General features: G+C 46.4%; 15 protein-coding genes. 9 read left to right on the top strand and 6 right to left on the bottom strand.

What is annotated here, in order from left to right; translation table 11 throughout:
- Positions 1-47: 47 nt before the first annotated feature.
- From J0M30_10410 to J0M30_10425, 4 genes are all read left to right on the top strand, one after another.
- The gene (locus J0M30_10410; GenBank protein MBN8667904.1) at positions 48-2,684 is read left to right on the top strand and encodes a TonB-dependent receptor; all 2,637 of its coding nucleotides are present in this window, start codon (positions 48-50) and stop codon (positions 2,682-2,684) included.
- 46 nt (positions 2,685-2,730) lie between these two features.
- Positions 2,731-3,780 carry a Gfo/Idh/MocA family oxidoreductase gene (locus tag J0M30_10415; GenBank protein MBN8667905.1) on the top strand — a complete coding sequence of 350 codons (1,050 nt, stop codon included), beginning with the start codon at positions 2,731-2,733 and terminating at the stop codon, positions 3,778-3,780.
- A complete protein-coding gene (locus J0M30_10420; protein MBN8667906.1) occupies positions 3,777-4,868 on the top strand; it encodes a glycosyltransferase in 1,092 nt (363 codons plus the stop codon). Before J0M30_10415 ends, J0M30_10420 begins: the two co-directional genes overlap by 4 nt.
- Before the next feature lie 62 nt (positions 4,869-4,930).
- The gene (locus J0M30_10425; protein MBN8667907.1) at positions 4,931-5,989 is read left to right on the top strand and encodes a glycosyltransferase; all 1,059 of its coding nucleotides are present in this window, start codon (positions 4,931-4,933) and stop codon (positions 5,987-5,989) included.
- On the opposite strand, the gene J0M30_10430 is transcribed toward J0M30_10425, so the two are convergent.
- Positions 5,970-6,659: an ATP-binding cassette domain-containing protein gene (locus J0M30_10430; protein MBN8667908.1), complete on the bottom strand. Its 690-nt coding sequence runs from the start codon at positions 6,657-6,659 to the stop codon at positions 5,970-5,972. The genes J0M30_10425 and J0M30_10430 overlap by 20 nt on opposite strands.
- 82 nt (positions 6,660-6,741) lie before the next feature.
- Positions 6,742-7,914, bottom strand: a complete 1,173-nt coding sequence (locus J0M30_10435; GenBank protein ID MBN8667909.1) for a phosphoribosylformylglycinamidine cyclo-ligase — start codon at positions 7,912-7,914, stop codon at positions 6,742-6,744.
- Positions 7,915-7,960: 46 nt separating this feature from the next.
- Here J0M30_10435 and J0M30_10440 point away from each other — a divergent pair, with 46 nt between their 5' ends.
- Complete coding sequence (locus tag J0M30_10440) at positions 7,961-8,890, top strand: bifunctional riboflavin kinase/FAD synthetase (protein ID MBN8667910.1); 930 nt, start codon at positions 7,961-7,963, stop codon at positions 8,888-8,890.
- Here the strand turns inward: J0M30_10440 and J0M30_10445 are convergent.
- Positions 8,887-9,678, bottom strand: a complete 792-nt coding sequence (locus J0M30_10445; GenBank protein MBN8667911.1) for a hypothetical protein — start codon at positions 9,676-9,678, stop codon at positions 8,887-8,889. The two genes, J0M30_10440 and J0M30_10445, sit on opposite strands and share 4 nt — an antisense overlap.
- A 62-nt stretch (positions 9,679-9,740) precedes the next feature.
- Positions 9,741-10,742 carry a DNA polymerase III subunit delta gene (gene holA, locus J0M30_10450; GenBank protein MBN8667912.1) on the bottom strand — a complete coding sequence of 334 codons (1,002 nt, stop codon included), beginning with the start codon at positions 10,740-10,742 and terminating at the stop codon, positions 9,741-9,743.
- A gap of 185 nt (positions 10,743-10,927) precedes the next feature.
- On the opposite strand from holA, the gene J0M30_10455 reads away from it, so the two are divergent.
- Both J0M30_10455 and J0M30_10460 read left to right on the top strand, forming a co-directional pair.
- Positions 10,928-11,908: a hypothetical protein gene (locus tag J0M30_10455; protein ID MBN8667913.1), complete on the top strand. Its 981-nt coding sequence runs from the start codon at positions 10,928-10,930 to the stop codon at positions 11,906-11,908.
- 118 nt (positions 11,909-12,026) lie between these two features.
- Complete coding sequence (locus J0M30_10460; protein ID MBN8667914.1) at positions 12,027-12,944, top strand: hypothetical protein; 918 nt, start codon at positions 12,027-12,029, stop codon at positions 12,942-12,944.
- Positions 12,945-13,193: 249 nt separating this feature from the next.
- On the opposite strand, the gene J0M30_10465 is transcribed toward J0M30_10460, so the two are convergent.
- On the bottom strand, positions 13,194-16,112 hold the full coding sequence (locus tag J0M30_10465) for a TonB-dependent receptor (protein ID MBN8667915.1): 2,919 nt from the start codon (positions 16,110-16,112) through the stop codon (positions 13,194-13,196).
- 144 nt (positions 16,113-16,256) lie between these two features.
- Here J0M30_10465 and J0M30_10470 point away from each other — a divergent pair, with 144 nt between their 5' ends.
- Positions 16,257-17,189 carry a phosphoribosylaminoimidazolesuccinocarboxamide synthase gene (locus J0M30_10470; GenBank protein MBN8667916.1) on the top strand — a complete coding sequence of 311 codons (933 nt, stop codon included), beginning with the start codon at positions 16,257-16,259 and terminating at the stop codon, positions 17,187-17,189.
- Positions 17,190-17,243: 54 nt separating this feature from the next.
- Here the strand turns inward: J0M30_10470 and J0M30_10475 are convergent, their stop codons facing one another.
- A complete protein-coding gene (locus J0M30_10475) occupies positions 17,244-17,606 on the bottom strand; it encodes a hypothetical protein (GenBank protein MBN8667917.1) in 363 nt (120 codons plus the stop codon).
- 116 nt (positions 17,607-17,722) lie between these two features.
- Between J0M30_10475 and J0M30_10480 the strand changes: the two genes are divergently transcribed.
- On the top strand, positions 17,723-18,832 hold the full coding sequence (locus J0M30_10480; protein MBN8667918.1) for a lactonase family protein: 1,110 nt from the start codon (positions 17,723-17,725) through the stop codon (positions 18,830-18,832).
- Positions 18,833-18,837: the final 5 nt, after the last annotated feature.

An 18,837-nucleotide genomic window follows, 5' to 3' on the forward strand; every position in this document is an offset into this window, starting at 1 on the left:
GCTGTGCCAATCAATTACTTATAGAGAGAAAACCTACAAAAAAAGTCATGAGAAAATTTGTCACACTCGTATTAAGCCTTTTCCTGATCCAAACCCTTGTCCAGGCCCAGATTCCCGGAGCAGCCAATGGTAACCGTGGTGGCCAGCAAATGAATGGCCGTTTTTACGGGAAGGTCATGGATTCTTTACTCAACAAAGGGATTGATGGAGCTTCGGTCCAACTGATCCAGAATAAAATGGATACGGTAACCAAAAAAAGAAGGGATTTCGTGATCGCAGGTATGCTTACCGGATCCAATGGCGATTTCAGCCTGGAAAATGTCCCCCTCTTTGGTCAGTACAAATTACAGGTTACGGCAATCGGCTATAAGGTCATGGAGCAGACCGTCAAATTTGATATAAAGATGCCCGACCGGAACGCGATGAGCAGTGGGGATATGAGTGCCATGCTCAATATGGCGGATAAGGATCTGGGAAATATCAAACTTACGATCGATGCCCAGGTTTTGGCCAACGTTACCATTTCTGCCGATAAACCTCTCATGTCACTGGGAATTGACCGGAAAGTGTTCAATGTGGAAAAGAGTATTACCTCCGCAGGCGGAACGGCTGTGGATGTGATGCGGAATATTCCTTCTCTTTCAGTTGACCTCGATGGAAATGTGACCCTGCGTAATGCAGCGCCTACCGTATTTGTGGATGGCAGGCCTACTACCATGCAATTGGACCAGATACCTGCCGATGCCATTGAATCAGTAGAACTGATCACTAACCCTTCCGCTAAATTCGACGCTTCGGGTGGTACCTCTGGTATCCTGAATGTGGTGTTGAAAAAGAATAAAAAAGTGGGTTATAATGGTAGTGTCCGGGTTAATATGGACAGCCGGGGAATGCCTGGTGCCGGTGCGGACATCAACGTGCGTCAGAATAAAGTGAATTTCTCGAGCAGCATCAACTACTTTAATAGAAAATCCATCAGCAATGGTTTCACCGAGCGGAATACCTTTGTAGGAAACCCTCCTAGTTTACTGGAGCAGGTGGACAAGAATTTTAACCGTGGGCGTATGGCTTTTGCCCGTGCCGGATTTGATTATTTCATCGACAACCGAAATACACTTTCTTTAAGCGGAAGCATGGGTGGTGGTAAATTCAATTCAAGAAACTACAGCGACCTGTACACCACTTTTAACAGTACCCCTATTTCCGAACTTTTTGGTCAGCGTAACTCTTTTTCAGCCAGCGATTTTCGGTTCAAAGGGTTGCAAGGCGGATTCAAACACAATTTCCCTAAGCCCGGTCGTGAGTGGACGGCCGATGTTACTTTCAACCGCAGGGATAATATGAATGACAACGATATCTTCACCGATTATTCAGCATCCAAAGGAGCGCCTGTAGATAGTTCTTATATACAACGTCAGGTAAGTGAAGGCTTTGGTAGTAACCTGGTGATTCAGACCGATTTTGTAAACCCGATTTCAGATAACTCCAAGCTTGAAATGGGTTTACGGATGGCCTATAATGATAACAACTCGGTAAACAATATCTATCAATTCGATCAAGGTTCTGGCAATTATATCCTGTCCAGCCTGTTGTCGAGTGATTTCAATAGCCGCTCTACCGTTTATGCGGCCTATGCCACTTTTACCAATAAGATCAAAGATTTTGGATACCAATTAGGGTTGCGGGCAGAAAGTTCCACCTTTGATGGGAATATACCGAGCAAAGGAACCCCGTTTGAAATTGATTTTCCTCTGAGCTTTTTCCCCAGTGTATTCCTGAGTCAGAAGATGAAGAATGATCAGGAATTGCAACTCAACTATTCTCGCCGGATCAATCGTCCAGGCTTCTGGCAATTGTTCCCCTTTATTGATTATTCCGATACCCTGAACCTGAGCCGTGGTAACCCCGGATTGGAACCAGAGTTCACCAACTCGATCGAATTGTCTTATCAGAAACTATTTAAGAACCGGGATAATTTTCTGGCCTCTGTCTATTTCAAAAATACCAATGGGCTGATCACGCGTAATCAGATCCTGGAGACCAACCCCTCTTCCGGAAAGGAACAATTGGTTAACACCTATATCAATGCAAACTCCAGTTATATCACCGGTTTGGAAATGACCATGAAGAATAAATTGGCCAAGTGGTGGGAACTGACCAGTAACCTGAATCTCTTTACTTCAAAGATCGATATTGATGATCCTACCATTCCCGACCAGGAGCAATTCTTTAGCTGGTTTGGAAAGATCAATAACACGTTTAAGTTGGCGAAAAACCTGAACCTGCAATTATCAGGTGAATACCAATCCAAAACCATTCTGCCTCCCGGAGGTGGCGGAGGCCGTTTTGGTGGTGGTGGAATGTTTGGCCAAAGTGCTTCCACTGCACAGGGCTTTATCCGCTCCAATTATTTTGTGGATGCCGGTCTGCGTTTCGATTTCCTCAAGAACAATATGGCTTCGATTTCCCTCAATGTAAATGACATTTTCCGCAGCCGTCGTTCCTGGGTGTATTCGGAGTCGGCTTATTTCACACAAGATGTGTTTCGCCGTCGCGATCCGCAGGTTTTCCGTCTGAATTTCAACTGGCGTTTTGGCAAGTTTGATCCCAATTTGTTCAAGCGTAAAAACCTCCGTGGCGAACGGGAGGGCATGCAGAACATGAGTGAAGGGATCGGTATGTAATCCGGCTTTATTATCAACACCGATAGGAATACCCATGGCTTAGGTCATGGGTTTCTTTTTGGTATCTTTGGCGCTCATGGATCTTCAATTTGCCATTGTTGGTTGCGGGAATATTGCCCCGCGTCATGCGGCCCAGATCGTCCGTCACGGAAAGCTGGTGGCGGTTTGTGATATTTTACCTGAACGGGCAAAAGCATTGGCCCAGACCTATTCCTGTCGGGATTATACCTCCTTTGATGAGATGCTGGAAAAGGAACCAACTGTCAATGTGGTTGTAGTAGCCACCCCGAATGGATTACATGCAGAACATACGATAAAATCGCTTCAGCAGGGCCGGCATGTGCTTTGTGAAAAACCGATGTGTCTTTGCTCCCCTGCTGGATGGAGCATGCGGGATACGGCTCATTTTTTCCGTAAGCAACTCTTTGTGGTCAAGCAAAACCGGTTTAACCCCCCTGTTCAGGCCGTAAAAAAATGGCTGGATGAAGGCAAACTTGGAAAGATCGTTGCCATTCAGATTAATGGTTTTTGGAACCGCCCCGCCTCTTATTATCAACACAGTTGGAAAGGGAGTCTTGATATGGATGGTGGTATCCTGTTTACCCAATTCAGTCATTTTATAGATCTGCTCACGTGGTATTTTGGAGAAATTAAAGAAGTACATAGCCTCCGGAAAAACCTGTTGTTGGAGGGTCTCATCGAGACCGAAGACAATGTTGTATGTGCAGGCGAAATGGAAAACGGGGCTTTGTTTACCCTTCATTTTTCGGTAAGTAGTTATGAGCAGAATATGGAAGGCTCCATGACGATCCTGGGTGAGAAAGGCTCGGTAAAAATTGGCGGCCAATACCTGAATACCCTTGAATATAAAACCGGGAATGGATTGGAGGGGGAAGTAGCAGGTGACTCCCGCTCGGCCAATGATTATGGTACGTATGTGGGTTCCATGAGCAATCATGATCTGGTGTACGAGCAGGTGGTGGCGCGTCTCAATGGACAAACGGGTTTATATACAGGTGCTGAAGATGGTTTGCGTACCGTTGCCGCGATTGAAAAGATCTATCGTTCCTGCAACCCTTCAAACCAGGTTTCTTGAAACGTTTACTCTTCACAGTCACCAATGATCTTCGGTATGATCAACGCATGGGCCGTATTTGTGGTACCCTTGCCACGCAAGGCTATGAGGTGGTTTTGATTGGCAGAAAGAGGAAGGACTCCCCTGCCCTGGTTCCAAGACCCTTTCAACAAAAACGGTTGCGTTGTTGGTTTTCCCGTGGACCGCTTTTCTATGCAGAGTATAATATCCGCTTATTTTTCTTCCTTCTTTTTCAAAAGGCTGATCTGATCTGCGGGATCGATATGGATACCCTTCTCCCGGTTTATTGCGTTTCGCGATTGCGGGGGATACGCCGGGTATATGATGCCCACGAATTCTTTTCGCAAATGGAAGAAGTGATAAGCCGGCCACGGATATATCGCATCTGGCATGGATTGGAAAGATGGCTGATCCCACGATTTCCCAATGGTTATACCGTTTGTCTTTCAATTGCAGAGGCATTTGAAAAGGAGTTTGGTGTGCGCTATTCCGTTATCCGAAACCTCCCTCACCAAAAGGTGACGCAAACGAATACAGATCGGGAGCCATTTCTTTTATACCAGGGGGCTGTTAATAAAGGAAGGGGATTGGAACAACTGCTCGAAGCCATGGACGGGATTGAGATTCCACTTGTGATAGCCGGTGATGGGAATGCAATGCAGGAGATCAGGCAGATGATCGCGCAAAGAAACCTTTCTGAAAGAGTAAGGCTGACAGGTATGTTAGAGCCGGAGGCATTACGATCCTACACAAGCCGGGCCTTGATCGGGATCAATCCCTTTCAGCGACAGGGCCTGAACCAGTATTTTTCCCTGGCCAATAAGTTCTTTGATTATATTCAGGCTGGTTTGCCCCAGGTAACCATGAATTACCCGGAATATGCCCGGGTCAATGGCCAGTTTGAGGTAGCCGTATTAATAAATGACCTTTTACCTGAAACGATTGCCAAGGCGGTAAACAATTTGTATCATGATCCTGTTCTATATAACAGGCTTCGTACCCAATGCCTGCTGGCAGTCACCCAGCTAACCTGGGAAAATGAGGAGGTACAGTTGGTTGGTTTTTATGAGACATTATTCCGGCTTTGAGTGAAAGAAAATTACATATCATTTGCCACGACATCCCCTACCCGCCGGATTATGGAGGCGCCATGGATCTTTTTTACAAGATCAAAGCCTTACATGAGCAGGGTGTAGGAATCATTCTCCATTGTTTTGAATACAAGCGTAAACCAGATCTGGAATTAGAGAATTATTGTGATGAGGTGCATTACTATCCGCGTGCCACCGGGTGGAAAAGTGTTACCGGACATAGACCCTATATCGTTCAATCAAGGCGGGTACCTGCCCTGTTAACACGCCTTGAAAAGGATAGCCATCCAATTTTAATGGAAGGCATTCATTGTACGGGGTTCCTGAAGGAATTAATGGAAAAGAACCGAAAGGTATTTCTGCGTGCGCACAATGTGGAATCGGTGTATTACCGACAGTTGGCGCGATGTGGGAAGTCATTTTCAAAAAAATTGTATTACCGGGTGGAGAGTTGGCTCTTGAGGCGCTATGAAAAAAGCCTTCCGGACAGCTTACCAATTTTATGTATCTCTGAAAAGGATGCCTGCACATTCAGGGAAGCATTTGAGAAAAAGAACGTTTCGGTATTGCCTGTGTTCATTCCCTGCCAGGAAATAACCGCTGAACAAGGCATGGGCAGTTTTTGTCTCTACCACGGAAATCTTGAAGTGGCCGAGAATGAAAAAGCCGCACTCTGGCTATTGGAACAGGTGTTCACCAAGATCCGGCTTCCCTTTGTAGTTGCCGGTCGAAATCCTTCCCGTCGGTTAAAGACGGTAGCTCACCTGGCCCAACACACCTGTCTGGTATCCGATCCATCCGATAAGGAATTACAGGATCTGATGGGCAAGGCGCATATCAATATTCTTCCCTCCTTTAACCATACAGGTGTTAAACTTAAAGTGATACAGGCCCTTTGCCATGGGAAGCATTGTCTGGTAAATGATGCGGCCATTGAAGGAACGGGTTTGGAAGAAGCCTGTCACATCGGAAACACAGCGGACGCCTTGGCGTCAATTGTGGCGCAGTTATATCATTTGCCGTTTGCGGAGGAGGAAATCCGGTTGCGAAACCGGATCATGGAGACGCATTTCAATAATACCCGAAATGCAGAGCAGCTTATTCGACTTCTATGGTAGCGTTATCGATCACTTTCCCTTTTTCTGTTTTCACTACACGGGCTTTGAATTTGTGGATCACCATATAGTCATGTGTGGCCATGATGATGGCAGCACCATAATCTTTACAAATACTAAACAAGAGGTGCATGATCTCGTCTGAAGTCTCGGGATCGAGGTTTCCGGTAGGTTCGTCAGCCAGCAAAAGTTTAGGAGAGTTTAGTAAGGCCCTGGCAATATCTACCCGCTGTTGTTCCCCTCCACTGAGTTCGAAGGGCATTTTAAATCCTTTCGCACGAAGACCTACCTTATCGAGTACATCATTTATTTTTTCCTGGATCAGCTTTTCGTCTTTCCAACCCGTTGCTTTCAGGACAAATTTCAAATTCTCATTTACATTGCGGTCGGTCAGCAATTGGAAATCCTGGAAAACAACACCCATTTTACGACGCAGGAAAGGAACTTTCTTCCAGGTAAGGCCTTTCAGGTCGATATCAGCCACCCGGCCTTCTCCTTCTTTCATCGGTAATTCGCCATAGAGTGTTTTTAGCAAGCTGGATTTACCGGTGCCGGTCTTTCCCACGAGGTAGACGAATTCGCCACCGGTTACCTGAAGATTCACTTTTTCGAGAATGAGGCTATTTCCCTGATACACGTTTACATCCTTCAATTCTACGATTGGTACTTGCATGGGTGCGTTTTGTGCAAATTAACGTAAAATTCGGGAAATCAATATTTAGGATAATCATCCATCCAGAGCGGAAGGGGAAATTTTAATAGTGAATAGTAACGTGGCCCGCCTTTATCGTCAATTCCTTTTTAGAAGATGATTCTACCCTCCCAATAACCTGAGCATCGACACCAAATTCGTTGGCAATACCTATGATGCTTTCGGCTGCATTTTCGTCGGTATAGATCTCCATGCGTGTACCCATATTGAATACCTGGTACATTTCCCGGTCATCGGAGCCGCTGGCTTTTTGAATGATATTAAAAATAATGGGAGGTGTAAAGAGATTGTCTTTTATGAGGTGTATATCTTCGGGGATGTATTTGAGACATTTGGTTTGTCCTCCCCCACTGCAATGGATCAGTCCATGGATGGAGGCACGATGTTCTTCAAAGAGCGCCTTCATTACAGGAGCAAAGGTACGGGTGGGACTAAGCAATAATTTCCCCACTTCGATTTCCCCATGTCCGGAAACGGATATTATATCGGTCATACGATGAGGGCCGATATAAACCACATCCGGTGACAAGGTGGGTTCATAAGTTTCCGGGAATTGTTCCGCGTAATATTTGCTCAGTACATCATGCCGGGCGCTGGTTAGCCCATTACTGGCAACACCACTATTGTATTCGGTTTCATACCTGGTTCGACCAAAAGAGGCCAATCCCACAATCACCTGACCGGACTTGATCCCTTCGTTGGTCACCAATTTGTTCTTTGGCCAGCGAGCGGTCATGGTACCATTTACGGCAATGGTCCGAACCAGATCACCCACATCGGCGGTTTCTCCACCCATGAAGTTGATGTTGACACCAAAACCTCGCATAGTATCAAAGAACTCCTGGCTGCCTTGTATCACGGCCTGTAAAACCTCACCAGGTATCCGGTTTTTATTGCGGTCAATGGTGGAGGAGAACAAGAGTTGATCCGTAATCCCGACACAGAGCAGATCATCCAGGTTCATTACGATCGCGTCCTGGGCGATCCCTTTCCAAACGCTGATATCACCGGTCTCCTTCCAATATAAATAAGCCAGGATACTTTTGGTTCCTGCCCCGTCTGCATGCATCACGTTGACCCAATCGGCATCTCCACCGATTACATCTGCATAAACCTTGCAAAAAGCCTTCGGATACAGACCCTGATCGAGGTGCCGGGTGGCAGCATGAACTTCCTCTTTTTGGGCCGAAACCCCACGTTTGGAATAGAGACTCATAATAGGGGGCAAAACTAATTATTATCTGTTAGTTTTGCACCTGTTTATGCAGGTACACCGCGAATTAGACCAATTACCCCCCTTCCGTAATGCCGTTGTCACCATCGGCACCTTTGATGGCGTCCACCAGGGCCATCGGCAGATCATCCACCACCTTCGTGAGGAGGCGGCCAAGGTTGGGGGCGAGACCGTTCTGATCACCTTTCACCCTCATCCCCGGAAAGTGGTCTCCTCCACCATTTTAGGCATCCGGCTTCTCAACACGCTGGAAGAGCGTATTGATCTGCTGGAACAGGCCGGAATTGACCATTTGGTGGTTGTTCCATTTACCGAAGCTTTTGCGAACCAAACGGCAGATGCCTATATCCACGACTTTTTGGTGGCGCGTTTTCACCCTCATACGGTCATCATCGGGTACGATCATCGGTTTGGGAAAGACCGTCAGGGAAATTATCTTATGTTGGAAGAACAGGCTGCCCATTATGGATTTCGATTAAAAGAGATCCCCAAACATATTCTTCGCGAAGTATCTATCAGCTCTACCCGCATTCGGGAGGCCATTCTCCAACATCAGGTGGAATTGGCCAATGACCTGTTGGGATATCCCTTCTTTTTTGATGGCGAAGTGGTACATGGGAATAAGTTGGGACGGCAACTGGGATTTCCAACGGCCAATCTTCGTATCGCCAATGAGGAAAAGATCACACCTGGTGACGGGATCTATGCAGTCTATGCCCAGGTTTTAGGCGAAGAAGAAAGAATCAAAGGAATGATGAGTATCGGGTTTCGCCCAACGGTAGATGGCAAGCAACGTGTCATCGAGGTCAATCTCTTTGAATTCAACCGGGATATTTATGGCAAAACCCTTCGGGTCTACCTAAAAAAACACCTCCGTGAGGAGGTGAAGTATGATAACCTGGAAGATTTGGTGGCACAGATCCGCCAGGATAAGGTAGATAGCCTGAATGTGCTTTAGAATTCGATCTCAAATTCGAATTTGGAAGGGTCGTCAAACAATTCATCAAGGGTATTCTCTACAGTGACCGTCTTTTTATCATCTGATACTACAACATTTTTACCTTCGGCTTTTTTCACCGGACGTGGTAAATGGATGGTATAAACGGTACGCATGGCCGGTACTCCCTGTTCGATCATTTCTTTCATTTTGGAAAGCACTTCATCATTGGCCAAAGCACCGATCTTTTCGGAGATCTGCTTTCGGGAAATCTTACCCTTGGCATAGGAATATTCAAAATAATCATCGGGACTGGGAATACCAGGTTCCTTTCCACCAACTGTCAATCCGGGAATTGGATCTCCCGCTTCTTCGGTGTCTTCTCCTCCTGTTTTACCACCTAATTTGCTCAGGCTTTTACCCATAAAATCCGCCTTCTTCATAATATCGCGGATCTGGGCCAGGTCTTCCATTTTTTTAAAGGGGATGTCAAGGTTAACAACCATAGCTCCTTCTTCACTGTCCATGTTCATGGATACCGAAGCCTGGCGGAAAAGATCTTTTTCCTCTTTGGTGAGATTCTCGACTGAATCCACCATCATTCCCAACACAAAACTTGTATCCATTTTTACCTTCTCTTCGCCCATGCCACCCATTCCGGCCAGCATACCCATCATCGCACTCATATCTACTTTCGTGGACATGACTCCACTTCCATCCTCCTTAATCGTAACGTCGTTAAATACATCAAAACAACTGACCAATCCTATGCTGGCAAAGATCAAAATGGCCAAAAATGTCTTCTTCATTGTGTGGTTTTTTACAAATATAGTTTAAAGAAATATGCGTCGGAAAGACTGTGGAACCCGGGTCAGGGTTGCATCATTTTCACCACCATTTCCTTTAACAGGGAGGCATCTTCCGTATCGACATGATGTACCCCAATACTTTTCAAATTATACTCATGCAGTAGCAAAAGAATACGTTCTGTGCCCTGGTAATCGAAATTTCTGGCTGCCACCAGATAGTCTTTTACAAAAAAGGGAGGAATGCCGGCGGAGGCTGCAATGACTTTTTCATCCCGCGTATTCAGACCATGGATCATAAAGACCTTGCTGAAATAGCCATACAGGGATGGCAATACCAGTTGAATCGGGCCGGCTTTTGGATTGGCACCAAAGTACTGGATGATGCGTAAGGCCTTGGGGAGGTCGCGCGTAGCAATGGCTGCCTGCAGCTCAAAAACGTTATAATCCTTACTAATACCAATAAAGGCTTCGATATCTTCTTCGGTGATGGTCTTTTTCTTCCCCAGGTTGACGAGTATTTTCTCCACCTCATTCTCGATCCGGGAAAGGTCATTTCCTGTATGGTCAACCAATAGCCGGGCTGCTTTTTCGGAAATAGCATACCCTTTACCTTTGACCATTTCGTGGGTCCATTGGGGCACCTTATCCTCGTACATCCTTTTTGTGGTCAGCATCACCCCTTTTTCCTTTAGCAGTTTGGCCAGTTTACTCCGGCCATCCACTTTTTTGTCTTTATAGGATACCACAAAGACCGTGGTGGAGGAAGGGGCGTCGATATAAGGCTCCAGTTTATCAATTTCGCGCATCTGCTGGGCTTCTTTGAGCAGTACGACCTGCCTCTCCGCAAACATGGGATACCGCCTGCAAGCATTGATCACATCGGCCCAGGAAGCATCCCGGCCATAGAATACGGTGAGGTTGAAACCAGCTTCTGCTTCAGAAAGAATCTTATGTTCGGCATAGTGCATCACCTTATCTATAAAGTATTCCTCCTCCCCTTCAAGCCAATAAACAGGCTTGAATACTCTTTTTTCCCAATCCGATATTATCTTTTCTACCGACATAAGACGCTAAGATACAGGCTTTCGCAAATGTACGTTTGAAATTTTGCTGACACCTTACCCGTTCAATTTTTTAGTTTTTGGCACGGTTTTAGAAAATGGAGTTGTTCAGGTATGTGAAGAATAAGTTCACTGCCGGGCTTTCGGAAAAAAATAATTTTGAAAAACCCATATTAAAACCCATAACGATGACAAACACAAACTATCCATCGGCCACTCCGCAGGAAACCAAACCCAAGAGCAATTCGAACAAGAATATCCTGATCGGTATTCTGGCTGCCGGTTTACTGGGAACCTGGGGATATCTGCTGTATGACAAGAACAAAACCAATGAGACCCTGGGTCTGAAGGATACAAAGATCACTTCAGTCACCAATCAGTTCGACTCCCTGAAGTATGCCTATGATGAGGCCGTTCTTCGATTGGATTCCCTGACCGGTGACAATAACCTCAAAGAAGGCCAGTTGAGCGAGCGCCAAAAAGAGATCATGGACCTTAAAAACCAGATCCGCACCGCCCTCAAAGCAAAAAATGCTTCGGCATCTGAGGTAGCTAAGCTTAAATCCATGATCGGTCAACTGAATGATAAGATCACCAGCTACGAAACAGAAATTGCCCAGTTGACGGCCCAAAACCAGCAACTAACCTCTGATAACGCCCAATTGACCTCGGAAAAGCAGGTCCTAACCGAAAATCTTACCGTAACCGCTGCTGAAAAGGATGAAGCCCTCCGTACAGTGGATGTAGGTTCTACTTTCAGCGCCTCCAATATCCAGATCACTCCTGTTAACGAAAGAAAGAACGGGAAGGAAAAAACCACCAGCACCGCCAAGAAAGTGGACAAACTGGTTGTTTCCTTTGATGTAGAAAACCGCATCGCTAAATCTGGCCCTGCCGATATCTATATCATGGTAACTGCCCCCGATGGAAAGATCATTTCTGATGCTGCTACCCTTGGTTCCGGCAACCTGAGCACACGGAATGATGGCGAACGCACCTTTACCAGCAAACTCTCTATCAACTACAATCAGGGAACCCGTAAAAACCTTCAACTCCCGATCCAATGGTCTGGTTTCACCACCGGTGACTACAAGATCGAAGTTTACCACAATGGTTTCAAGATCGGTGAAGGCACACGCTCACTGAAGAAAGGTGGTATTTTTGGATAAGAATCAGGAATTAGAAATACTGAATAAGAAATAAGGAAGGGGGGTACCGATTGGTTACCCCCCTTCCTTATTTCTTTTTTATTATTCCTTATTTCTTATTTTTAAGCAGTTTAAAATTATGAAGGACAACAAATCGCTACTGCTGGTCTTGCTTTCTTTTGGCCTGGTTGGCACCTGGATCTATCACCTCTATGATAAGAACAAGGTCGTTGGACAATTGCCTTCCAAGCAAATTGTTATTGATACTCAGGCTATTGTAAAGCCGTACCTGGATAGTATGCAGGCTGTTCTCATGAATTCCTCTCTGGCCGGTTCCTTAAATACCCCCTCTGTTGATTCCCTTCAGGGTCAATTAAGCGGAAAACTTCAGGAAATTCAACGGCTGAAAAGCCAGATCCAGGCTATTTTGAAAAAACAGAATATCTCTTCGACTGATCTGCAAAGTGCCCGGGATATGATCCGGGAACTCCGTTTTCGGGTGGAAGACATGCAGGTTCAAAATACTGACCTGGAAAAGGAAAGAGGTCGCCTGACGGATGTAATGGCCCAATTGAACACCCAGGTTGATTCCCTCCAGAACGGTATCCGTAAATTGGATGAGGAAAACAAGAAACTTACGCGCCAGGTAGTTGACGCCTCTCTTTTTGTCGCCACATCAACCAGTCTCAAGGCTATGAACCTGCGCTCCGGAAACAAGGAAGTACCTACTGCTTCCTCCAAAAAGGCCAAGAAACTGGTGATCTCATTTGATGTACAAAACAATGCCATGAATTTTCCCAATGCTGAATTGGTCATTGTGGTAAAAGACCCCAATGGAAAGACCATTACCGAGGATATTTGGGGATCGGGTAGTTTTGATACCCGTACAGAAGGCCGGATCAGTTTTACCCGGAAAGTGAGATTTGATTATACCAAGGGCGAACCTCATAATATTCTCTTTTCCCTTAGTCCTGATGAGTTCCTTGCCGGAACCTATCAATTACTTGTATTTCAGAATGGGGTGAGGATTGGAAAGACGACGTTGGGGCTGAATTGAGGCGGGAGGCGTGAGAGACGTGAGACGTGAGACGTGAGGGGTGAGAAACGTGAAGCGTGAGACGTGAGGTGTGAGAGGTGAATAGTGAATGGTGAATAGTGAATAGAAAATAAAGAAAAGGTCAATAGTAAATACTATTGACCTTTTCTTATTTAGGTAATTCACTATTCACCATTCACTGCTCACTATTCACCCCTCACCCCTCACGTCTCACGCCTCACGCCTCACGTCTCTCACGCCCCCCTCGAACTAAAACAAATTATATCCATAGCTCACATAATACAACCCACCCACGGCCGGGCTACCATAACCGGTGCGGCGATAGGTATTGGCGATATTGGTACCACCAATGCGGAAAACGCCTTTGGTATTGGGTACTTTGTAGGTGAACTGAATATCGGCGGTGAGGATGGATGGTAGGGTACCTGTAACGAAGGTTCCTTCGTAATACACTTCATCCTGCCATTTCATCAGGAAATTGAATCCGATGTTCTTGATGAAATTATCGTTGCGGAGACCAAGGTTAACCCGGTATTTGGGTGCATTGAAGAAGGTTACAAAACCAACGGGCACATCGTTGAGCACATCGGAATAGGCGTTACCACTTAATACGAACCCACGGGCGATCTGATATTCCAATCCAATTCCCCATCCTTTGGCATTCACATCATTCTCCGCATTTTCATTGTAAGAAAGATTGCGGGTGGTGAGGGGGTTCAGGATTCCACTGGGGTTTCCGGTAGTGGATTGTCCGATGGCCACGGAGGCCAGGAAGTTGTCGTAGGTGCTGAAATAGTAATAGGCATCAACCAGTAATCGCTTAGCGATAACCCCTTTATATCCTACCTCGGTAGAGACCACGCTCTCTGGTTTCATGCCTTTGTATTGTGCCTGTACCAGGAGGTTGGTGTTATTTGCAGTTCTTGCTGCGGCGATGGACTCAGCTGTATAACCCGGGTTTGAGTTCAGGCCATAATAGGTCTGGAACTCAGGAATACCACCGATCAGGATACCGGAACCTACGTTCAGGTTGATATACTGGTTCTGGTTGGTGGGGAAACGATAGGCGGTCTGGTAAGAGACACGCAGGTTATTGTCTTTAGCCACTTTCAACACCGCTGTAAAGCGGGGTGTGAAACGGCCATCAAAGTTCTTGTGCTTATCATACCGGCCAGCGGCGGTAAGAGTAAGGGCATCGTTGAATAATTTCTTACGCAGCTGAACATATCCACCAAACTCCGAAACTTTGATGGGTCCGGTGGTATCGGCGAAAATGGTTCCGCGGGAATTCAGGTTATATAATTTCCAGTTCGCTCCGGTGATTACTTCCAATTTCTCGCTGAAGCCGAGTACATCGGAGAGGTTCAACTGACCCTCTGTTGAGTACAGGTCGGTACGATCGAGGAATTTGGCACCGGCAGGAATGGCGGTGGTCATGATATTTTCTTTCAGCGTATTGAAAGCAGCGCTACCTGGAAGGGGTCGGCCCACATCCGCCGCATTACGGGCAAACAGGTGGGCGCCATATTCGTCTGCAGGCAATCCGGCTCCAAGCACATTTAATTTATATCCGAGATAGTTCCCGATATAGGTAGGATACCAAACATTACTGCTCTTGAAGGCCTCCTGCATTAACCGGCCAAGTACGGTGGCATTATACGCTTCTCCGGCATTTTCCTGGGTAGTGTAGCCACGAACAAACCAGTTCTTATGACGCACTTCCAGTTTATGCTGGGCCATTTTGAAATTGCGGAGTGAATAGCGGTCTGCACCTGTATAAACGGTAGTACCGGCACCCCAGAAAGTATTCCACGAAGCTTCGATACCCGGTGTGATCTTATAGTGGAAACCGGCGTTGAATTTAAAGTTAAGCGTATTGTAATCCACCAGGTCACGCTCGTTATAACCGGTACGGGAAACGTTTTGGTTAGGCACCAGGTTATTACGCAATCCCCAATAGAATGGGAACATTTGATTGATCGTAGACAACAGTGCCGCATTGGAACCGAAGGCTGTGGACAGGATGGTATTGATCTGTGCGGGTGTTGCATTAGAAGGGATCAGCCCATTCAGGGTGGTAACGATATTGGGAATGGCACCACCGGATGCTACGGCAATTCCGGCGCGATAGCTCTCCTGAACAGATTGAGTGACCTGGAACATATTGGCGGATGTTTCATCGCCATATACGTTAACCCCGTCGTAGTTGGGGTCTGTTTGGCGATTTCCCGGAACGATCTTACTCAATACGTTGTTCCGTTGCACATTGCTAATATCATCGGCTTGCCAATCATTTGCTTTAAGGAATTGGGCGTTGATCTTGAATGCCCATTTGTCCTTATGATTTTTGGCCCAACGGATGGTCCAATCATAGTAAGGAGAAGCACTACGTTGTTTACCATCCGTATGCATTACACCTTGTTTGAGGTTAAAGCTCAAACCCTGGTATTTAAATGGGTTCTTACTATTGATCAGCAGGGTTCCGTTCATACCTCCCGAACCATAGAGTGCGGAAGAGGCACCGGAAAGTAATTCGATATTGTCCACATCCAGTTCGGTTACACCGAGGATATTACCTACGGCGAAGTTCAAACCGGGGGCCATATTATCCATACCGTCGATCAACTGGTTGAGACGGGTATTACCACTGCTTACAAATCCGCGGGTGGTCACCGTACGGAAGGTAAGACTGGCTGTATGCATATCCACCCCTTTCAGGTTGGTAATGGCATCATAATAATTGGGAGCGGCGATGGCGCGTAAATTGGCTCCACCCAGTCTTTCGATGGTTACAGGAGCGTCCAAAGCCCTTTGAACGGAACGGGTAGCGGCTACCACCACTTCCTGGCCGAGGGCCGAAGTGGCAACGATAGAAACTTCAATGCTGGCGGAGGGGTCAGAAACAGCAACCTCCTGGGTTTCAAAATTGATCGAGGAAACAACCAGGGTAAAAGGTGCTTTCTGTGTGGTCGTGAAGGAGAAATTTCCATTCTCATCCGTGTAAGTACCAACCGATGTTCCTTTGATGGTCACCGAAACCGCAGGAACGGTTTGCTTGGTGCCCGCATTCCGGACGGTCCCCTTAATTGTGATAGTCTGAGCAAAGGCAGCAATCGAAGCCAGGCCCGCTATCAGGCACATGGCCAAACAGCGCAAGCTTTTTCTCATAATTATATGATTTGGTTTATAAAATCAAATGTAAAATAAGGATTGTAATATTCATCTAAAAATTTAATTTTTAATTAATAAGAAAGGTTTTTCACCGGGAAAATCGGGTGCGAATCAATAGTTTTGCGGCAATTCCAACTGTCTATGTCATCCCTTCATTTTCCATCACAAACGGCCTTCTACCGGGGCAAGGTCCGGGACGTCTACACGATCGCTGATAAGTGGCTGGTCATGGTAGCCAGCAATCGTATTTCTGCGTTTGATGTGATACTCCCCCGCCCCATTCCGTTCAAGGGCCAGGTATTGAACCAGATCGCCGCCCACATGTTGAATGCCACACGGGATATCTGTCCTAACTGGCTGGTTGATACACCCGCCCCCCATGTTTCCTTGGGGAAGAAATGTGTCCCTTTCCGGATCGAAATGGTGGTCCGGGGGAACATGACCGGGCATTCCTGGCGAACCTACCAATCGGGTAAAAGGATACTTTGTGGCGCTGAGATGGCGGAAGGGATGAAAGAGAATGACTTCTTCCCCCACCCCATCATCACTCCTTCCACCAAGGCGGAAGAAGGACACGATGAGGATATCAGTCCTGACGAGATCATCGAAAAAGGACTGGCCACCGCTGAAGAATGGGACATACTCGAAAAATATACCCTTCAACTTTTTGAACGGGGAAAGGCCATTGCCGCCAGTCGGGGTTTGATTCTGGCAGATACCAAATATGAATTTGGCAAATTGGATGGAGATATCTTTTTAATGGATGAGATCCATACCCCGGACAGCTCCCGCTATTTTTATGCAGAAGGCTTTGCCGAAAGACAGGCAAAAGGAGAAAGACAAAAACAACTGAGTAAAGAATTTGTGCGGGAATGGCTGATCGCAAACGGGTTTATGGGAAAAGAAGGCCAAACAGTGCCGGAGATGTCGGATGCATGGGTAAAGGAGATCTCACAACGCTATATTGAACTTTACGAAAAAGTAATCGGCGAGCCTTTCAAACCGGAAGAATGGAGTGAGTCTGAAGTGGAATCAAAAGTGATTGAAAGTTTGGAAAACCTAAAAGCAGGTTGAATATAGGATTCTCGCAGCGCTCGCAGGAAGCCCTGCGAACGCTGCAGGAAATTCCTAATAACAATAATAGTCGATCTTATCCTGTGCGGTAAAATAGTTCAACCAATAATCAGTTACCGTTCCCTGAAAAGTACGTCCCGAGGTAAAATTGTAAAAGGTACTGTACCCATAATAACTCAGGTCGCCATATACAACATCTCCTTCAAAAGGCATAAACCCGCCTGACGCACGTAGGATCGTATATCCATCAAAGGTTTCCACCACAAAATAGTTACAATAGCTGCTGCTATAGACTACAACACCCCGCTCCTGGCGAAGCCAGTAGTCCTCATCATCATAGAATCCTCGTTTGGTACAGGAACCCAATAGAACGGTTAAACCGATCAGTAAAAGAGAGAGGGTAAAAATTCGTTTCATAGCTGGTGTTTTTTATGTTCAGAAATTGTATTTACCTATAAGATGAAAAAGGCAGGCCAAGGTTTGATGACAAGATGTTAAATTCGTAACTCAATTCTTAAAGCCTTTAACAGATCATGAGAAGATCCCTAACCATGCTGATCGGCCTGTTTTTCTTTCTACAGGCCAGCCCGCAATCGAACCAGCCTTATTTGATCCTGGGAACCTATACGGGTACAGGCAGCAAGGGAATCTATGTTTACCGGTTTAATACTGCCACGGGAAAAGCAGATCTGGTCAGCACAGTGGAGTCAAGCAACCCGTCTTTCCTGGCTATTTCCAAAAACGGGGATTTTGTGTATGCAGTAAATGAAGATAGACCCGGTAAGATAAGCGCCTACTCTTTTAACAAGACCAACGGTACACTTACTTTTTTGAATCAGGCAGATGCAGCAGGTGATCACCCCTGTTATATTGCTCTTGATAAAACCGGCAAGTGGGTGGCTGTAGGAAACTATAGCAGTGGTACACTGGCTCTCTTCCCGGTACAAAGGGATGGCAGCCTCGGAAAGGCCACACAGGTCATCCAGCACGAGGGTTCCAGTGTAAACACCGAAAGACAGGAAGGGCCGCATGTCCACGCTACGGTTTTTTCTCCGGATAATAAATTCCTGCTCGTACCCGATCTGGGTACCGATATTCTGCGGGTCTATGCTTTCAATGCTAAAAAGGGAACGCTTGTCCCGGCAAAATCTCCCGTTGCTCCCAGCGAAGCCGGCGCAGGCCCCAGACACTTGAGCTTCTCTCCCGATGGAAAATTTGTTTACCTGCTGGAAGAACTTACCGGGACGATCGCCGTGTATGAATTTCAAAAGGGAAAATTATTGCTGCGTCAGAATATTTCAGCGCAGCCGCTGGACTATCTGGGCCCTGCCGGCAGTGCGGATATCCATGTCGCTGCAGATGGCCAATTTCTGTATGCATCCAACCGCGCAGAGTCGAATACGATCGGCATTTTCAAGATCCAGCAAGGAACAGGATTGTTGTCCCTAGCAGACCATGTTTCGACCGAAGGAAAAACACCCCGCAATTTTAATTTCGATCCCACGGGAGCCTTTATACTTGCTGCAAATCAGAACAGCAATAATGTGGTCATTTTTAAAGTGGATAAAGCAACCGGATTTTTGAGTGATAGTGGAGAGCGGATTGAACTTCCAAAGCCGGTTTGTGTGGCATGGATAGAGTGAAGGTG

Source organism: Chitinophagales bacterium (genome assembly GCA_017303415.1).
Taxonomy (GTDB): domain Bacteria; phylum Bacteroidota; class Bacteroidia; order Chitinophagales; family Chitinophagaceae; genus SpSt-398.

What these genes read in the sequence shown, in the direction of transcription:
- J0M30_10410 (MBN8667904.1), top strand. Translation starts at nt 48, where the DNA reads ATGAGAAAATTTGTCACACTCGTATTAAGCCTTTTCCTGATCCAAACC.
- J0M30_10415 (MBN8667905.1), top strand. Translation starts at nt 2,731, where the DNA reads ATGGGTTTCTTTTTGGTATCTTTGGCGCTCATGGATCTTCAATTTGCC.
- J0M30_10425 (MBN8667907.1), top strand. Translation starts at nt 4,931, where the DNA reads ATGGATCTTTTTTACAAGATCAAAGCCTTACATGAGCAGGGTGTAGGA.
- J0M30_10430 (MBN8667908.1), bottom strand. Translation starts at nt 6,659, where the DNA reads ATGCAAGTACCAATCGTAGAATTGAAGGATGTAAACGTGTATCAGGGA.
- J0M30_10435 (MBN8667909.1), bottom strand. Translation starts at nt 7,914, where the DNA reads ATGAGTCTCTATTCCAAACGTGGGGTTTCGGCCCAAAAAGAGGAAGTT.
- J0M30_10440 (MBN8667910.1), top strand. Translation starts at nt 7,961, where the DNA reads ATGCAGGTACACCGCGAATTAGACCAATTACCCCCCTTCCGTAATGCC.
- J0M30_10445 (MBN8667911.1), bottom strand. Translation starts at nt 9,678, where the DNA reads ATGAAGAAGACATTTTTGGCCATTTTGATCTTTGCCAGCATAGGATTG.
- holA (MBN8667912.1), bottom strand. Translation starts at nt 10,742, where the DNA reads ATGTCGGTAGAAAAGATAATATCGGATTGGGAAAAAAGAGTATTCAAG.
- J0M30_10455 (MBN8667913.1), top strand. Translation starts at nt 10,928, where the DNA reads ATGACAAACACAAACTATCCATCGGCCACTCCGCAGGAAACCAAACCC.
- J0M30_10460 (MBN8667914.1), top strand. Translation starts at nt 12,027, where the DNA reads ATGAAGGACAACAAATCGCTACTGCTGGTCTTGCTTTCTTTTGGCCTG.
- J0M30_10465 (MBN8667915.1), bottom strand. Translation starts at nt 16,112, where the DNA reads ATGAGAAAAAGCTTGCGCTGTTTGGCCATGTGCCTGATAGCGGGCCTG.
- J0M30_10470 (MBN8667916.1), top strand. Translation starts at nt 16,257, where the DNA reads ATGTCATCCCTTCATTTTCCATCACAAACGGCCTTCTACCGGGGCAAG.
- J0M30_10475 (MBN8667917.1), bottom strand. Translation starts at nt 17,606, where the DNA reads ATGAAACGAATTTTTACCCTCTCTCTTTTACTGATCGGTTTAACCGTT.
- J0M30_10480 (MBN8667918.1), top strand. Translation starts at nt 17,723, where the DNA reads ATGAGAAGATCCCTAACCATGCTGATCGGCCTGTTTTTCTTTCTACAG.